General features: G+C 64.8%; 14 protein-coding genes. 6 read left to right on the forward strand and 8 right to left on the reverse strand.

Features of this window, described 5'->3' with window-relative positions; all coding sequences use genetic code 11:
* The first annotated feature begins 23 nt into the window (after positions 1 to 23).
* Together C8J42_RS16030 and C8J42_RS16035 are read left to right on the forward strand one after the other, a co-directional pair.
* Positions 24 to 884 carry a WecB/TagA/CpsF family glycosyltransferase gene (locus C8J42_RS16030; RefSeq protein ID WP_243644517.1) on the forward strand — a complete coding sequence of 287 codons (861 nt, stop codon included), beginning with the start codon at positions 24 to 26 and terminating at the stop codon, positions 882 to 884.
* Between the two features lie 37 nt (positions 885 to 921).
* Entirely contained in the window at positions 922 to 3,336 is a 2,415-nt protein-coding gene (locus tag C8J42_RS16035) for a sialidase family protein (protein ID WP_133020872.1), read from the forward strand.
* Positions 3,337 to 3,396: 60 nt separating this feature from the next.
* Here the strand turns inward: C8J42_RS16035 and C8J42_RS16040 are convergent, their stop codons facing one another.
* The 8 genes from C8J42_RS16040 to C8J42_RS16075 form a co-directional block, all read right to left on the reverse strand.
* The gene (locus C8J42_RS16040; RefSeq protein WP_133020873.1) at positions 3,397 to 3,744 is read right to left on the reverse strand and encodes a Rap1a/Tai family immunity protein; all 348 of its coding nucleotides are present in this window, start codon (positions 3,742 to 3,744) and stop codon (positions 3,397 to 3,399) included.
* 88 nt (positions 3,745 to 3,832) lie between these two features.
* The gene (locus C8J42_RS16045; RefSeq protein WP_133020874.1) at positions 3,833 to 4,558 is read right to left on the reverse strand and encodes a hypothetical protein; all 726 of its coding nucleotides are present in this window, start codon (positions 4,556 to 4,558) and stop codon (positions 3,833 to 3,835) included.
* A 111-nt stretch (positions 4,559 to 4,669) separates the two neighbouring features.
* Positions 4,670 to 4,969, reverse strand: coding sequence for a hypothetical protein (locus C8J42_RS16050; protein WP_056061514.1), 300 nt, complete (start codon positions 4,967 to 4,969; stop codon positions 4,670 to 4,672).
* Between the two features lie 477 nt (positions 4,970 to 5,446).
* Complete coding sequence (locus tag C8J42_RS16055) at positions 5,447 to 7,567, reverse strand: polysaccharide biosynthesis tyrosine autokinase (RefSeq protein WP_133020875.1); 2,121 nt, start codon at positions 7,565 to 7,567, stop codon at positions 5,447 to 5,449.
* Between the two features lie 64 nt (positions 7,568 to 7,631).
* Positions 7,632 to 8,987: an outer membrane beta-barrel protein gene (locus tag C8J42_RS16060; protein ID WP_165895517.1), complete on the reverse strand. Its 1,356-nt coding sequence runs from the start codon at positions 8,985 to 8,987 to the stop codon at positions 7,632 to 7,634.
* Between the two features lie 77 nt (positions 8,988 to 9,064).
* Positions 9,065 to 9,652, reverse strand: coding sequence for a polysaccharide biosynthesis/export family protein (locus C8J42_RS16065; protein ID WP_056061505.1), 588 nt, complete (start codon positions 9,650 to 9,652; stop codon positions 9,065 to 9,067).
* A 68-nt stretch (positions 9,653 to 9,720) separates the two neighbouring features.
* Positions 9,721 to 10,335 (reverse strand): glycosyltransferase, encoded by a 615-nt coding sequence (locus C8J42_RS16070; protein WP_333961218.1) that lies wholly within the window; start codon positions 10,333 to 10,335, stop codon positions 9,721 to 9,723.
* On the reverse strand, positions 10,278 to 10,724 hold the full coding sequence (locus C8J42_RS16075) for a hypothetical protein (protein ID WP_056061499.1): 447 nt from the start codon (positions 10,722 to 10,724) through the stop codon (positions 10,278 to 10,280). The genes C8J42_RS16070 and C8J42_RS16075 overlap by 58 nt, the downstream gene beginning before the upstream one ends.
* A gap of 412 nt (positions 10,725 to 11,136) precedes the next feature.
* On the opposite strand from C8J42_RS16075, the gene C8J42_RS16080 reads away from it, so the two are divergent.
* From C8J42_RS16080 to C8J42_RS16095, 4 genes are all read left to right on the forward strand, one after another.
* The gene (locus C8J42_RS16080) at positions 11,137 to 11,862 is read left to right on the forward strand and encodes a metallophosphoesterase family protein (protein WP_133020877.1); all 726 of its coding nucleotides are present in this window, start codon (positions 11,137 to 11,139) and stop codon (positions 11,860 to 11,862) included.
* A 178-nt stretch (positions 11,863 to 12,040) separates the two neighbouring features.
* The gene (locus C8J42_RS16085; RefSeq protein ID WP_056061494.1) at positions 12,041 to 12,313 is read left to right on the forward strand and encodes a hypothetical protein; all 273 of its coding nucleotides are present in this window, start codon (positions 12,041 to 12,043) and stop codon (positions 12,311 to 12,313) included.
* Between the two features lie 538 nt (positions 12,314 to 12,851).
* Complete coding sequence (locus C8J42_RS16090; protein WP_165895518.1) at positions 12,852 to 15,407, forward strand: O-antigen ligase family protein; 2,556 nt, start codon at positions 12,852 to 12,854, stop codon at positions 15,405 to 15,407.
* A gap of 94 nt (positions 15,408 to 15,501) precedes the next feature.
* On the forward strand, positions 15,502 to 16,203 hold the full coding sequence (locus C8J42_RS16095; protein WP_082441380.1) for a polysaccharide biosynthesis/export family protein: 702 nt from the start codon (positions 15,502 to 15,504) through the stop codon (positions 16,201 to 16,203).
* Positions 16,204 to 16,207: the final 4 nt, after the last annotated feature.

Here is a 16,207-nt window from a genome sequence, read left to right on the forward strand (position 1 = left end):
CATCCCCAATACAGGTCAGACGTTTGCGGTCTTGTAAGATCTGGACGGGAGACGAGCCGCTGTTCGAACGCGATCATCACGGGACTGCGCCGAACGCCGTCGACGCCTCGATCGGCGACAAAGGCCGCGTGCGGACCGCGACGATCGGCGGCATGAAGATCGCCCGGCTGCGGCGCGACGAACTCGCGGCGTTGATGCTGGCCGACACGGCGCGCGCGCGGGCCGGGACGCTGGCGGAACCGCGGATCGTCACCTCGGCCAATGGCAGCGTGATCGCCGCGTATAACCGCGACGAAGAGTATCGACGGCTTATCGACGGCGCGGACATCGTCGATGCGGATGGCATGCCGCTGGTGTTCGCCAGCCGGCTCCTGTGCCGGGAGCCGCTCGAGGAGCGAATCGCCACCACCGACTTCCTGCTCGACGCGGCCACCATCGCCGCGCGCGATGACATCCGCTTCTTCTTCCTCGGCTCGCGACCCGGCGTCGCGGCCCGTGCCGCGCAACATCTCCGCAGCCGCTTCCCCGGCCTCAAGGTCGTCGGCACGCGCCACGGGTTCTTCTCGGCGGACGCGATCCCGGACATTTGCGCGAAGGTCCGCGCGTCCGGCGCCGACGTATTGTGGATCGGCATGGGCAGCCCCGCGCAGGAGCGGTTCGCGCTCGACAACCGCCATCTGCTCGGCGGGGTCGCGTGGATCCGGACCTGTGGCGGGCTGTTCGATCATTATGGCGGCGGCGTATCGCGCGCGCCGGCATGGATGCAGGCGACCGGGCTGGAGTGGCTCTACCGCGCCGCGCGCGAACCGGTGCGGCTCGGCTGGCGCTATCTCGTGACAAGTCCGGTCGCGATCTACTATCTGGCAACCAGAACGCATGATTGACAGCCCTCGTGCGGGGCCGGGATCGGCAGGGAGTTCGATGGAACCACATGTACGCCGCACCGTCCGCTACGAGGATTTCGTCCAGCCCCGCCGTCGCTGGCCCTGGGTCCTGGGCGTCGTGATGCTGCTCGCGCTCGCCGCCGGGATCGCCGCCCTCTGGTTCGGGGGCGACCATCAGGCGCACGCCGCGCCGCCCGCTTTGTCGCAGGCCGGTGGCCCGGTCGCGTCCGAGGCCTATCAGTGGAAGCACGTCGCGATCGGCGGCGGTGGCATGATCTCCGGCCTGTCGAGCGATGCGTCGGGCAAGACCTTCGTCGCGCGTACCGACGTTTATGGTGCGTATATCTGGGACGCGTCGGCGAACCGCTGGAGCCAACTCGTTACCGCGGCGTCGATGCCCGACAGCATCCGCACGCAGAACGGCGCTGCCGCCGGTGCGTACGAGATCGTCGTCGCCCCCTCGCGCGCGCAACGCCTCTACATGGCGCTGCAGGGCCGGGTCTATCGCTCCGACGATACCGGCAGGCACTGGGTCCAGCCCAATGCCGGCAACCCCTTCCCGATGGTGTGGGACGCGAACAGCGAGTTCCGCCTGCACGGCCCGTTCATGGCGGTCGATCCGACCAATCCGGACATCGTCCTGCTCGGCACCCCCGCGACCGGGCTGTGGCGCTCGACCGATGGCGGCGCGCAGTGGGCCCATGTCGGCTCGGTCCCGGTCAGCAAGGATCGCAAGCCCGATGCCGGCGCGCAGACACCCGGCACGATGCTGTGGTTCGAACGACCCGCCGGCGGTAAGCCGACCGGGCGGCTGTTCGCGCTCGCATCGGGTGCGGGCATGTTCGTGTCCAACGATGCAGGCGCGACGTTCCGCCCGCTTCCGGCAGTCGGGTCGCAGCCAATGACGCTCCAGCGCGGTACGTTCGATCGTCGCGGCACGTTCTTCGGCGTCGATGATCTGACCAAGTCGATCTGGTCGTACCGCGACGGTCGCTGGCGCGATCTCACCGCAGACCTCGGCCTGACCGTGCGCGAATATGCCGCGGTCGTCGCCAATCCGCGGGCCGACCAGGTCATCGTCGTCGATCGCGGCGGGCAGGGCTATGCCAGCGCCGACGGCGGCGCGACCTGGAACAGCGTATCGCACAGCGCGAAGGCCGGGGAGGGCGATCCCCCCTGGCTGCGCGTCGCCAACGCACCCTTCTTCACGACCGCGGACATGATGTTCGACCCCGTCGTGCAGAACCGGGTCTGGGTCGCGGCGGGCATGGGGGTGTTCTACGCCGACGTACCGCCCGGCACGGGCGCGCTCGACTGGGTCAGCCAGACTCGCGGGATCGAGGAACTCGTCGCCAACGACGTGATCCAGCCGACCGGTGGCTCGCCGATCTTTGCCGGCTGGGATTTCGGTATCCACGTGAAGGACGATCTCAACGCCTATTCGACCACGTTCGGCCCCGGCGAGCGTGCCTTGATGACCGTCCCGCAGCTCGACTGGACCCCGGCCAGGCCCGGCTTCGTCGTCAGCAACGCGTCCGACGCACGGATGGGCTGCTGTTCGGAAGACGGCAATGCGGTGATGGCAGGCACCAGCACAGACGGCGGCCGCAACTGGGCCAAGTTCCCGACGCTGCCGACGCCGCCCGGCACCAAGGATGACGATCCCTGGCGGATGTCGTTCGGGACGATCGCGGTCTCGTCCGGCGATCCGCAGAACATCATCTGGGCACCCGCGTTCAACCGCCAGCCATATTACACCAAGGATGGCGGCCGCAGCTGGACCCCGGTCCGCCTGCCCGGCGCGAGCGGCGATACCCCCGGATCGTTCCAGGCGCAGTGGATGCAGCGCAAGACGCTGACCGCAGACAAGGCCGCCCCTGGCACCTTCTACCTCTATCATAGCGGCAGTGGTGCGAACGCCGGTCTCCAGGGCCTATGGCGGACGACCGATGGCGGCGTGGGCTGGGACAAGGTCTTCGACGGCGAGCTCGCACCGTCGAGCGAACTCGCGGCAAAGCTCCGGTCGGTGCCTGGCCACCCGGGCAACCTGTTCTTCACTTCCGCCTTCGAGCACACCAGCGACACCGGCCTGCGTCGCAGCATCGACGGCGGCAAGACCTGGCAAACCGTCGCCGGTGTCACCCGCGTCGACGACATCGCGTTCGGCAAGGCGGCCAAGGGCAAGATCTATCCGACTTTGTTCCTGTCGGGGCGGGTCGCCGGCGAATACGGCATCTGGCGCTCGGTCGACGACGCCGCGAGCTGGCAGCAGCTCACCGACTTCCCGGTCGGTACGCTCGATCAGGTCAGCGTGGTCGGCGCCGATCCCGACGTCTTCGGCCGCGTGTATCTCGGCTATGTCGGCTCGAGCTGGATATGGGGCGAGCCTGCTCCGTGCAAACCCGCCGCCTATCGTCCGCTCGCGGACCGGCAATGCTCGTCGGTTCGCTAACGGATAGCTCCGCAGGCATGGGAGCGGTTCAGGCGGACTGATGCTACCCGCCCGCTAGCGTCAGTCCGAGATCGTAGCCGGCGCTACCTTCCGTTTGCACGGGAACGCGCGCTGCAGCGCGTCGCGCACCACGAACGACGGTGCGCCGGTCGCCTTCTTGCCCCGCGTCCGCAGATATTTGCGCGCGGTCGCCATGACCTCGATGTTGGAGGAGCGCGTCGGCGACGGGCAGATCTGGCGGGCCAGCGACAGCGTGTCGAACGCCGCCAGGATGTAGCCGGTGCAGAATGTCGGCGCGGGGTCGTTGTCCTTGCCGCGACACTGTTCGACGAGCTGATCGGTGGTGAGCGCGCTCACGACGACCGGTCGGTCTGCCGCGGCAGCAAGCAGGGCAAGCGCCAATATCATCGTCTTCGTCCCTCTCGACGTCGCCCGGACCGGGATCCGCCACTGTTCCTGTGTATCGGCAAAGGCACGCTGGCCAGCCTGGATAGGCCTACTCGCTCGCCACGCTATTCAGATACGGCAGCAGGCGCACGCGGGGGAACACCTCGTCGAGCGACTTGGTATCGGGCAGGATATAGACCACGCCGCCTTTGCGCTGCAGCAGCGGGCGAAGCTTCTTCGTGTAGAAACTGGTGCCGACATTGATGCAGCCGAAGCTGATCCGGTTGTCGTCCGGCGTCGGAGACAGCAGCCGTTCGACGCGATGCTCCGACTTGTGCGTGGTGATCACCGCATGCAGCGCCACCGAATTCGTATAGTCCACCCAGAGCACTCGCTGGCGCCCCAGCGCCTTGCCGAATTTCGCGACGAACCTGCCCGCGGGCGTCGTCCGTTCGGCCGGACCGATCTCCGCGAGGTTCTTCGCGCCCACGCCGGGCGTCGAATCATCGCCTATGCCGACGCCGAGCAGGACAGGCGTCTGCCCCTGATAGTCGCCCTTGGCATTGAACAGGAACAACGTCGCCGTCGGCTTGTCGATGACGACATAGGGCAGCGTCTCATTGTCGTGGGCGGCCGTCACCCATGCGATCATGCGGCTCGCCGCTTCCGATCGCATGGGTTCCGGGTCCTGGGTCACGTCCTCGGCCGGAACGGCTTTCGGACGTGGTTTCGCCACGACCTTGCGATCGCGCGCGTGCGACGCGGCCTTGCGGTCGGTCGCGTGCGACGGGGGGGGCGTGGCGAAACCCGGTTGCGCTGCAAGCACTGCGATCATGAGCGCCGCGGCTATGCCCGTACGCGAGGCGATACGGCACGGCCCGTCTACGGCGGCGGTCCTGTTCAGCAGATTTGTCCCTTCAGGCAACCGGAGTGCGCGATGCTGCGCTTAGCCGCGTGGCTTGCGCTGCCGCTGTTGCATCTGCTGCTCCATGCCATCGACGCGACCGTTGATCTGGTCGATCCGCTGACCGTTCTGCTGCGCCTGACCGGCAGCAGCCTGAGCCTGTGCCAACGCCTGGCCGGACGTGCCCTCGACGGTGCGCAGACGCCCGTCCATGCCGTCGATGCGGGTGTTCACGGTAGCGATCTGCTCCCGGACGAAGCCCTTCGTGGCGCAACCGCCAAGACCCGTGGCGCCGACCAGAATCAGCGCGACCGTGGTAAATTTAGGAAGATTGGAACGCATATACTCACCTCTCCGAACGTGGATCGCATCTTCCATCCCACGCCAGCGGCACACGACAATCGATTTTAGTCGAGACGTGCGGCTTATACGTCGGGAACCAGACGCCGGGCTTCGCCGATATGCGCGTAGTTTGACTCGTATTGCGGTGTTCGAAGGCTCGCCAATTCGCGATAAGTTGAGCGTTCTCAAGGCGATGATTGGACTGGCGGCGCATCACGACTGAGTTCGGTAGGCTGCGCAGCCCATAGTCTTCCTCGCTACGCGGCGCGTAATCGCGTGAATGTTCGTGAGGGACGAATTCAGACAGTTCGCTGGAATGCGATCGGACCTGCATGTCGCGGTCGTGAACGCTGCGTCAGCATTTTGTCGGCAAACTTATCGACAGCGAACCGATGAGCCGCCTGTAGCGGTGGTAGCTCCGTGCTCGAACGCCGTTGGTGAAGCCCGGCAATCGCCTTCACCAACGGCGCGATGCCATTATGCTTCCTGGTAATATTCCGAATATTGCTTCGAATAATAATAATACGACCCGACTGCCTGCGAGCTGGTGTCGACCATCGTGAACATCGACCCGACCAGGTTGGCGCCATCCGACTTCAGCCATGCGGCGGCCGAGGTGACGGCGTGCTTCGGCGTGTTGTTCCAGCGGATCACGAGTGCGACCGCATCGGCCAGGGCCGCGAGGAAGCGACCATCCGCCAGACCGACGAGCGGCGGCAGATCGAGGATGATCGTGTCGTAGCGCTCGGACAGCTGTTCGAGGATCTTCGGCATCAGGTCGTTGCCGAACAGATTCTCGGACGAGAAGAATGGCTTGTGAATGATGATCTGGTCGAGATTCTGCAACCCGCTCGGCTCGATCGCCTCGTCGAGCGTCACGTCGCCGTGAAGCAGTTCGACCAGGCCGACCCCGTCGGCCTTGGTCTGCGTGATCATCCGCAACTGCGCACGCCGGACGTCCGCGTCGACGATGATCGTCCTGTCGCCGTTCATCGCCATCACGCGCGCCAGTGCCAGCGCGGTGGTGGTCTTGCCCTCGCCCGGCAGGGCCGAGGTAAGCGCGATGATCTTCGGCCGAGGCTGGCCGCGGACGCCGAGCAGCGAGGCGCGGGCATTGCGCAACGCCTCGGAATATTGCGACGTCGGCTTGTCGACCACGATGTCGGCAGGGTGATCCTGGCGGATATTTGGGATCGCCGCGATCAACGGTACGCCCAACTCGCTTTCGACTTCGTCGATGCTGCGCATGCCGGTGACCAGCATTTCCTGCGTCACGATGACCGCGATGCCGACACCGAACCCGGCGATGAGCGACAACAGGAACAGCAGCGGGCGGTTCGGCCAGCTGGGCGACTGTGGCGGCTCGGCATTGTCGATGATCTGCGCCTGCGCGATCGAGTTCTGCGCGGCCTGACGTGATTCGAGCGCCATCTGCGACATTTTCTCATACGCGTCGTGCTTGCCGTCGGCGTCGCGCTGGAGGCTGGCGGCGATGACCGAGGCACGGGCGTTGCCGGCCTGCTTCTGTTCGAGTTGGGTCATCGACTGGCGCAGGCTGGCAGCCCGTGCGTCGGCAGCGCCTGCATCGGCGTCGAGCGATCGCACGACGCGACCCATTTCCTTGCTCAGTTCGGCGTCGATGCCGGCAACCTGGTCGCGAACCTTGATGAAATCTGGGTGGCGTTCGCCGTAGCGCCCACGGACGTCTTCGAGCGTTTGCGACAAGGATGCGCGCTTGCTCCGCAGATCCTGGATGGTCGCCGACTGGCGGACATCGGAGATCGAGTCGAGCGCGCCGCGGCGGACCTGCTGTTTAGCCGACTGTTCCTTCGACCGCGCTTCGGCGGCAAAGGATTCGGCCGACGCCAGCTGCAATGACAGCGGTGCGACCTGCTGGTCGACGATCGTTCCGGTCTGGTTCGAGGCACCACGGACGATGCCGGCCTGTGCCTGGTACTGCGCGACTTTCTCGTCAGCGACGCGGATTTCGGCCGCCAGTTCATCCATGCGCTTCTGGTACCAGGTGGTCTGGCGTTCGGCGGTGCCGATCTTGTTGCCCACCTTGGTATCGAGATAGCCGGTCGCGAATGCATTGGCGATGCGCGCGGCCTTGTCAGCGGACTCCGAATTGAAGCGGATCGCCATGATATAGGTCAGGCGGTCGCGCGCGACGTCGAGGTGGCTGTTGACCGACCGCGCGACGACGTCGAGCTTGGCGGCGGGCGACAATGCAGGCTTGCCTTCGGGGGGCGGGCCACCACTGAATTCCGGATCGTTGAGCAGGTTGAGCCGCTTGACGACGACGCGCGCCAGGTCGAGCGAGCGGATCACCGACACCTCGGTCTCGATCGCCTCACTGGCGAGCTGCGCCTGCGCATCGTTGGCGGTGCGCGCCAGCGGGTTGCGGCTTGGATCGATCTGGATGCGGGTCACGCCCTGATAGACCGGCGTGATCCGCAGCGTCAGGATGATGCCGATCGCGGCGACCACCGCGGTGATACCCAGGAGGATCAGGATACGCCGGCGGATGACGTCGCGCACCGTGCGGATCACGTCGCTCAACCGGGTCTCGGGCTCTGCCGCGTTCACGACCTTCATGTCAGGATTTTCCTAAGTATCTGGCGGACAGGCCGTTGTTCTTCAGTTGAGACATGGTTGCGTCCTATCGTCTGATACGGATCGAGAAACGTGCACGCAACTCGTCAAAAGGATTGCCGAGGCCGATGCCGCTCGGTTTGTTGGATCCGTAGCCGATGTTCGCATCGAGACCGAGCCATCGCGTGATCTGGTAGCGGCTGCCGACTTCCGCGCGATAGACTTGCGTGGAACTCGACCGCTCCGGATACTCGCGCTTGCTGACTTCGCCGCCGACCGTGACGATCAGATTGTACAGAAGTTCGTGATCGACCGTGACTCGAATTCGGTTGTCCCAGGAACTACCCGCGTTGGACAAGTCGACGTCGATCAACCGGCGTTGCAGGAGAATACCGACCGTCGTCAGTTCGCTGGGAAACCAGTCCGCCCGTGCTTCGACCGACAGGCCGCTCGTCGTACGATAGGTTTGGCTCGCGTCGAACTTGCGATAACTATAGCCGATACCGACGGTGCCGCGCGCGACGCCGGCGATATCGAAATTCGATCCGAACACGCCGCGATAGCCGTTCGAATCGCGGTTGGGTTTGCCGAACGCCTGCGCGAGCCCGTAGTTGTTCCGATCGGCCTCGAGCCGCGCGTAGAGCGACAGGCTGGGGCTGAAACCGAGTTCATAGGTGCCGGTGCCGGCATAGGTGACGCGATCGCGATACCGCTGGTCACGGATCAACCCGTCGGCAAAACGCACCGAACTGAATTCGTACGAGGTGCGATCGATCGTCCCGATCACGCGCGACCGGCCGGAATCGTACGACGTCCGGGTTCCCAGGAACGTTCGCAGATACCGCGACGGCTCGATCAGATTCGCGACGACGTCGGCGGAGAACGGCGACTCGTACGTCCGGTCTGCCTGTGCGTCGAGCCGCACCGTCAGGTCGCGCGTCACGTCGACGCGACCGCTGCCCTGGACGTTCCACGCATCCTGGTTGCGGATGGTCTGCTTGGCGAAACGCCGGATGTCCGCGGCGCCGGTAAGGCGCAACTGATGCACCGACCAGTCGGACGCCACGTTCACATACGGTTCGAACGACGTGTAGACGTCGGATTTCTTGTTCGTGTTGTCGTTAAAGATGTTGTCGCTGTAACCGATCGACGTGTTCAGCTGCGGGTTTACGATGAAACTGCCGAGCCGGACGCCCAGCGCGTCATATTCGGGCCGGCCACGTTCGACGACACCGACATTGTGACCACGATCATAGTCGTCACCGCTGGTTGTCGCCGGCGGCAGCAACAGGCTGCTTGTCTGCGCGGCAGCAACGGCGGGGGTAAGCGCGGACGCTGCGATCAATGTACGGTGAAGCCACAATGCTGCGGTCCGGTGCCTCGACGCGGCGCGCGTCTGCGTGATGCTGCGTACCCCCGTCATATCGTCCGCGTCCCAGGTCCGGCTCGTCGAAAACAAGCGATAGCGTATCGACCGGCCTGACCGGATCGTGCTCGGTATCAGAAAAACCGCTCCGTCAGGCGGATCGTGTCGCCCGGATAGATCCGCAGGTTGGGCGTCAGGACATATTCCTGCTCATATTGATCGCCGAACCGACGGATGCGGACGGTCGCCTTGCGCGCGCGGGGCGTATAGCCCTGTGCCGTGGCGATCGCATTCAAAGCGGTCAGCCCGCTCAGATAGGGATATTGGCCGGGCGAGCGGACTTCGCCGAGGATGAAGAACGGGCGGTAGGTCGCCACTTCCATGTTCACGCGGGGGTCGCGCAGATAGCCATCGGACAGGCGTGCCTGCACCTCCTGCGTGACGCGCTCGATCGGCTTGCCCGCGACCTGCACGTTGCCGATCAGCGGCAGCGAGATCTCGCCGTCGCTGCTGACCGAGAAATCGCCGCTCAATTGCGGTTCATTGTAAACAATGACGCGAATCTTGTCGCCAGCGCCTAGTTTGTAGATGTCGTCGCTCGCTGCGCCCTCGGCATAGCGTTCACCGCTCGAAATAGGGGGCGGGCCGGATTTCGAACATCCGGCAAGCGCAAAGGCGGCTAGCAAGACAAAAGCCGCTCTATTTTTCACGCAAACCCCCATTTACACTGTCAGTTCTTGGCTAACATGCCGATACTAAAGCATCAAGGTAATTTGTTGCATCGCGGTATCTATCGGAGACCGGGTCTGTCGGGCTCACCGGCCCGTTTGCCGGAGAGAAAATGCCGTAGTTGTCGGATCTTGGATGTCTTTGCGGGCCGATGAACGATCTCCGCCAATTGCTCGACAAACGCATCCGAGGCGATGGTATTGAGCGTCGGATACGCAGTCAGGTCATCGACCCGCTCGAGCAGCGCACGCAGTTCGACTTCCGTGTCCGCGGGGTAGATGCCGGGGCGATCGCCAAATTGCCGCAGGGTCGCGAACTGGTGGCCGTTGCGATGTTCGCCGAGCTTGTGGTTTCGCGGCATCACGATGATCGGCTTGCCGAACTCCATCGCGGTGATGATCGATCCCATGCCCGCATGGCACACCATCACGCGACACTCCTTCTGCAGATCGCGAAAGACGTCGTAGGCGACGTGCGCAAAGCTCTTTAGAGCGACCGGGCGATAGCGAGTCGGGCCGACCTGCGCGATCACATCGGACCGACCATGGTCGACCGCCCACCCGTCGACCGCGCGGATCAGGCGATCGAAGGGTAATTGCGTACCGACGGACACCAGGATCACAGGATTTGCCCTAGGTAACGCAGCGACGGGTTCTCGTCGGCGAGATGTTGCCACTGCGCGATTCGCAGATCGGCGAACGGCTTCACGAGGCGTCCCGACAGCGACAATGTTTCGCTGTTGGCGATGCTGTCGATCCAGATCGTTCTTGCGCCGAACATCTTGGCGATCATCAGCGCCAGCGCGCCCGGTGCGGCACCGGTCGACACGACCAGGTCTGGATCGAACGCTCGGAAGACCCGCAGCAAGCCAAGCAGGGTAGGTGCCATCGCCCAAGCCGAATCCCGCGCAGTGTCGGCGATTTCGAGAACCTCGCGGTCGCCGAGCGGGGGCGTCATGCCTTTGGACGTGCTGACGAATTGGCAGTCCGCGCCGACGAACGCCGCGCGAAGGCGGTGAAGTTCGATCCAATGCCCACCGGCCGAGGCGACAAGCAGGACGCGCATTGGGGTGCCGCTATCCGGATTTACCGGGAAGCGCAAATGATCGATCGATGCAACGGGTGTATTCGTTCGCCGCGGCGTAGAATCCGCCGATGATGTGGCAGTATCGCTGTCATTGCCCGGGTTCACGAAGAACCGCTCGGGCAGGGAACGGGCTGACGTTGATCCGACCTCAGCCACTTTGTCGCGTCCCCATCTTGCGCCACCAGTCCACCGGGATCATGCTCGACTTGGTGCATACCGTCCGTGACTGGCCCTCTTCAATTATCGGCCAGCCCATGGGATGTGCAGTGCTCCACTATCGCAGACTTCGATATTCCAGCAATCGAACCAATTGATCGCAATGGCATATTCAAGTTAGATCGCCGCGCTTCCCCCACGACCTTGCGGGAAACGCTATACCGGAGATGTTGCGTTGCCAAGCACCGATTCTGGTGACCGAATATATGCCATCGGTGACATCCACGGCCGATACGACCTTCTCCAGATGTTGATCGCGCGGATCGGCGAGCATTCTGCAAGCTTGCCGCCGGCTCGCTCGCTGTACGTGGTTTTGATCGGAGACGTCGTCGATCGGGGGCCGCAAAGCGCCGAGGTGCTGGCAATGCTTTATGGTCTCCAGCGCCAAAATAGTCGCGTCATCGTCCTGCTCGGCAATCATGAAGAGGCGATGCTTCAGGCGCTCGACGGCGATCCGGACGCATTGCGGCGATGGCTTTCGGTGGGCGGCGATGCGACGCTCGCCAGCTTCGGCATCGCACCGCTGCGCACCGACGACGACCCACGCGACTATATGAACGGCGCGCGACGCGCGATCCCGCGGCAATGGCTAGCCTGGCTTCGTCAATTGCCGCTCAGCGTCCAGTCCGGAGACTATTACTTCGTCCATGCGGGTGTTCGCCCCGGTGTCGCGCTTGCGCGGCAGGTGCGCGACGACATGCTGTGGATCCGTGGCGAGTTCCTGCGGTCCGAACGCAACTTCGGCGCGGTCGTCGTCCACGGACACAGCATTACCCCCGATGTCGATGTCCGCGAGAACCGGATTGGTATCGATACCGGTGCGTATCGAACAGGCGTTCTCAGTGCGATCTACTTGGAGGGTGAAAAAAGGGACATACTTGCTGTCTCGTTGCCAATGTGAACTCGCAAAAGTGAGCAGTTGCAGCAAATTGTAAAAAACAAACGATTCTGTTGTAAGGAACAGACGGTTTGTACAATTAATCCAGGTTAGTGGCGCGATCCCTGTACTTGACTCTTCTGCCAGCAAGTGAGTAACTGAAGTATAGGCGCGGAACCGCCGTATTCAGGGGTCGGAAATCATGTTCAAAAAGATCATTCTTGGAGCGGCGCTCGCTAGCCAGGCTTTCATCGGTACCGCGTATGCAGCACCGGCGCGTCCGCAAGCAGTCAGCTTCGACAGCGTAAAGATGGTCGATGCTGCCGGTTCGCCGATGCGCGTCGGAACGTCGGCCAAGCGCAAGAATGATCTTGCCGGCGCACCATTCTTGCTGCCGCTGCTCGGTGTCGTTGCCCTGGTTGCAGTGGTTGCGGTCGTTGCCAGTGGTGGTGACGACGACTCCAGCCCGAACTGATCGGCTGACGCTGCCTCGCTAGGCACGCGATCGCGAGAGTTATTGAGGCGAAGCATTCGAACGAGTGCTTCGCCTTTATCTTTTTGTGCCTTTCAGTGGTTTTTGATCCACGGTCGCGTTCGGTAACGTCAAAAGCGTCCGGGTGGCGACGTCGACGACTTACCGACTGGGGGCGTGATCTTCGCCAACTTCTGTTGATCGATGAATCGGCACGATCGTTCCGGCCGATTGCGACGATCGATCGCTTGGCGGGCTCACCTGCCTGTCCCAGTCCTTATCGAAGCGGTCCATCGATGGCTTTACGTGACGTACGATCGCTAACGGTAAGCGCGGGATCGCATGACCCGGTGGACGCCATCGTCATGCTGTGCCGCAGCGAGCACCATTGCTACGTTGCGTGGAGGCGTTCCGCATGAGCGGCATGAACGAGCGTCGCGGCTCTCGAAGAGAGAGTGGCCGGTCCGGCGGACGGTCTAGCGGACGGTCTCGCACTGACAGGTTCGGTTTGTCGTCGTCATGGCGAGCCGATGCGCCGTTGGTGGCGTTCCTGATCGTCCTGCTGTTCGGCGGGGGCGCGGGCACTGGCTATCCGCTGATCGAACTCGCCGCGCAAATTCTGGCACTGGTCCTGATCGTCCGCGCCGCTCGTCCGGCACCCTCCGCAATCAACACGCTTGCGTCCGCGACGACCGCTACGAGATCGGTCGCACTGAGCCGATTCCTGCTGGTGTTCGCCGCTGCGGCGCTCCTGCTGGTGGCGCAACTGGTGCCGCTGCCCGCGGAATGGTGGCATGGCCTGCCGGCGCGCGAGACGGCGGTACAGATCTTCACGCTGCTCGGCTGGACGACGCGGTGGCACGCCTTCAGCATGACGCCCGATACGACGTTTACCGCGTTGCTCACGTTGCTCGTGCCGCTAGCCGCGATGCTGACGGTGGCGGGACTTCCACTCCAGTCGCGCGTGACGATGCTGAGGCTGATCGTCATCGCCGCGGTGATCTCGACGGTGCTCGCCGCGTTGCAGGTCGCGGCCGGCGGCAGTGCGCCGGTCCTCTACGAAACCGCACATCGCGGGTTCGGCGTCGGCTTCTTCGTCAACCGCAACCATCAGGCGACGTTCCTGCTGGTGTCGATCGTCTTCGCGGCGGTGCCGGGCGTGATGGGCACGGGCGCGGCGCGCCGGCTCGGGATGCTCGGCGTCATCGGCTTCCTGTCGCTCGGCATTCTCGCGACCAGTTCGCGCACCGCGTTGCTGTTGCTGCCGATCTCCCTGATCGTCGCGTTCGCCCTGGTCGGCGACGTCCGGCGCACCGGCAAGTCGGTCGCTGCGGCCGCCGCGCTCTATGTCGTCGGCGGGCTCCTGTTGTCGCGCACCGATCTGGTCCAGCGCCTGTTCGCGCGCTTCACCACGGTCGCCGAAGAGCTGCGCTATCAATATTGGGAGAACTCGCTCTACATCGTCCGCGAGACGTTCCCGTTCGGCACCGGCTTTGGCAGCTTCGAGCGAGTCTATCGCAGCGTCGAGCCACTCGGGCAGGTCTCGCCGCTCAGCGTCAACCACGCGCACAATGATTTCCTCGAACTCGTCCTCGAAGGGGGGCTGCCCGCGGCGATCCTGATTGCGGCGGGGCTGATCGTACTGATCGTCTCGCTGGTATCAGGTTGGCGTCACGCTGGCGATCGTAGTGCGAGCGACCGGCAGAGCGGCGATCGTCACGCCGGCACGCGTCAGGAGCGCGCGACACTGGTCGCGGGCGGAGCGGCGATCGCGCTGATCCTGTTGTTCTCGCTGGTCGATTATCCACTGCGCATGGCGGGGATCGCAGGCCTGTTCGGCGCCGCGCTCGGCCTGATCGCCGCGGTCGGTCGTCCGCAGTCCCGCACGACCGCGTCCTTCGCCTGGACGCCCTCGACCATAGCGATGACGATCGTTGCGGCCATTGTCGGGTTGGCGGCGAGTGGCGATGCGGCGGGTCGCTTCCTGACGTTGCGCGGCCAGCCCGCGGCCGCGACGACCGTCTCGCCGTGGTCGGCCAGCGCCTGGTCGGCGCTTGCCAATGCCGAGCAACTCGCGAGCCAGCCAGCCGCGGCACGCGCTGCTGCGGCCCGTGCGCTGGCGATCGATCCGATTGATGCGGGGGCAGTCCGCGCGCACGGCTATGCCGATCTCGCGCTCGACCAGCCGGTGCGCGGCAGCGCGTTGCTACAGGCGGGCGCGGCGCTGGGCTGGCGCGATACGTTGATGCAATTGTGGCTGGCGGAACGCGCGCTCGAGGTTGGCAGCACGGGTGTCGCCGCCGAGCGCATCGACGCGCTGTTGCGCCGCGCACAGCTGCCCGACGCGCTGATGCCCCAGATGCGGCGGACCTATCTGTCGCCCGGCGGCGTCGATGCAGTCGTCGCGCGCCTCGGCGATGCGCCCAAATGGCGGCAGGGGTTCTTCAACCTGATCGCCAAGGATGCTGCCGAATCGGTGCCGCGCACACTCGAATTTCTCGGCAAGCTGCAGAAGGCGGGCGTCGCCGCGACGCCGCTGGAAACCACGCTGATCCGCTGGCAGCTCGGTGACAGGGGCGACGTGGCCGGCGCGCGTCAGGTCTGGCTCGCGAGCGGTGGCCGCGGACTAGTCGCGGATGGCGGGTTCGAGGCGTTGCCGTCACCACTGCCGGGTGGGGTCATCCCCTATGCCTGGGGCGCGCCGAGCTTGCCGGGCGTACGCGTGATCCCGGCGGATCGCGGCGCGGACGGCAGCGGCCACGCACTGCAGATCGTCTCGGACGGGCTGTCGAGCGGCACCGCGCTGGCGCAGGCGATAACGCTGCCGCCGGGCCGCTGGCGGGTGAGCGCCATGGTCCGCGGTGCCGACGTTCCGGCCACGCTTTCGCTGACATGCGCCGGTCGACCGGCGTCGATCACGACCGACGGCATCACGCTTGATGGGCGAGGGGCGGGCTGGCGACAGATGGCTGGTGTCGTCACGGTCGGAACCGGCTGTCCGGTGCAGATCCTGGGGCTCAACCTGCGCGAGCGTGGCGGGCAACCCGGCGTGTTCTGGATCGATTCGGTCCGCATCGCCGCCGCGGCCGGGCAGTGACGTCCATGCGGGCGCCGGTAACACAGGTTAGACGCTTGACCGAGTGCACCGGGTAGTGCGAGGGTTCGTCATTCCAAAGGGGCAAGATCAACGGATGCGAGCGACCTTGATAGGGGTGGTCGCGCTGAGCGCCATGCTCGGCGCGTGCGCCGACGATAATGTCGGCCCTAACCTCCGAACCGGCGAAGCCGCGTATGAGACGATCCCGGCGCCTGTGGGGGCGCCACGGGTGCAGGATTATCGTATCGGCGCGCTCGATACGCTCGACATCGTCGTGTTCCAGGAAGCCGACATCTCGACGCGCGGGGTCGTCGTCGATGCCGCCGGCGTCATATCGATGCCGTTGATCGGACGGATCCAGGCGGCCGGCAACACCAGCACGCAGCTCGCCGACCTGCTCGCCGCGAAGCTGGCCGAGCGGTTCTACGTCAATCCGCAAGTCACGGTCACCGTCGCCAGTTCGGTCGCGCAGCGCGTCACCGTGCAGGGCGACGTCAAGGAGCCGGGCATCTATCCGATTTCCGGGCCGACCACGCTGCTCGACACGATCGCGCTTGCCAAGGGCGAGAGCGAGGACGCGTCGTTGCGCGAGGTGATCGTGATCCGTTACATCGACGGCAAGCGGATGGGCGCGGTGTTCGATCTGAAGCGGATCCGCCGCGGTGACGATGCCGATCCCGCGATCGCGGCTCGCGACACGATCATCGTCGGTCATTCGACGGGCAAGTCGGCCTGGCATGATATTCTGCGCGCGGCACCGTTGCTCGCGGGCTTCGGCGTCTTCGCGCAATTCTAAGATC

The sequence above is a fragment of the Sphingomonas sp. PP-CE-1A-559 genome (assembly GCF_004340965.1).
GTDB lineage: Bacteria > Pseudomonadota > Alphaproteobacteria > Sphingomonadales > Sphingomonadaceae > Sphingomonas.

What these genes read in the sequence shown, in the direction of transcription:
- C8J42_RS16035 (WP_133020872.1), top strand. Translation starts at nt 922, where the DNA reads ATGGAACCACATGTACGCCGCACCGTCCGCTACGAGGATTTCGTCCAG.
- C8J42_RS16040 (WP_133020873.1), bottom strand. Translation starts at nt 3,744, where the DNA reads ATGATATTGGCGCTTGCCCTGCTTGCTGCCGCGGCAGACCGACCGGTC.
- C8J42_RS16045 (WP_133020874.1), bottom strand. Translation starts at nt 4,558, where the DNA reads ATGATCGCAGTGCTTGCAGCGCAACCGGGTTTCGCCACGCCCCCCCCG.
- C8J42_RS16050 (WP_056061514.1), bottom strand. Translation starts at nt 4,969, where the DNA reads ATGCGTTCCAATCTTCCTAAATTTACCACGGTCGCGCTGATTCTGGTC.
- C8J42_RS16055 (WP_133020875.1), bottom strand. Translation starts at nt 7,567, where the DNA reads ATGAAGGTCGTGAACGCGGCAGAGCCCGAGACCCGGTTGAGCGACGTG.
- C8J42_RS16060 (WP_165895517.1), bottom strand. Translation starts at nt 8,987, where the DNA reads ATGACGGGGGTACGCAGCATCACGCAGACGCGCGCCGCGTCGAGGCAC.
- C8J42_RS16065 (WP_056061505.1), bottom strand. Translation starts at nt 9,652, where the DNA reads ATGGGGGTTTGCGTGAAAAATAGAGCGGCTTTTGTCTTGCTAGCCGCC.
- C8J42_RS16075 (WP_056061499.1), bottom strand. Translation starts at nt 10,724, where the DNA reads ATGCGCGTCCTGCTTGTCGCCTCGGCCGGTGGGCATTGGATCGAACTT.
- C8J42_RS16085 (WP_056061494.1), top strand. Translation starts at nt 12,041, where the DNA reads ATGTTCAAAAAGATCATTCTTGGAGCGGCGCTCGCTAGCCAGGCTTTC.
- C8J42_RS16095 (WP_082441380.1), top strand. Translation starts at nt 15,502, where the DNA reads ATGCGAGCGACCTTGATAGGGGTGGTCGCGCTGAGCGCCATGCTCGGC.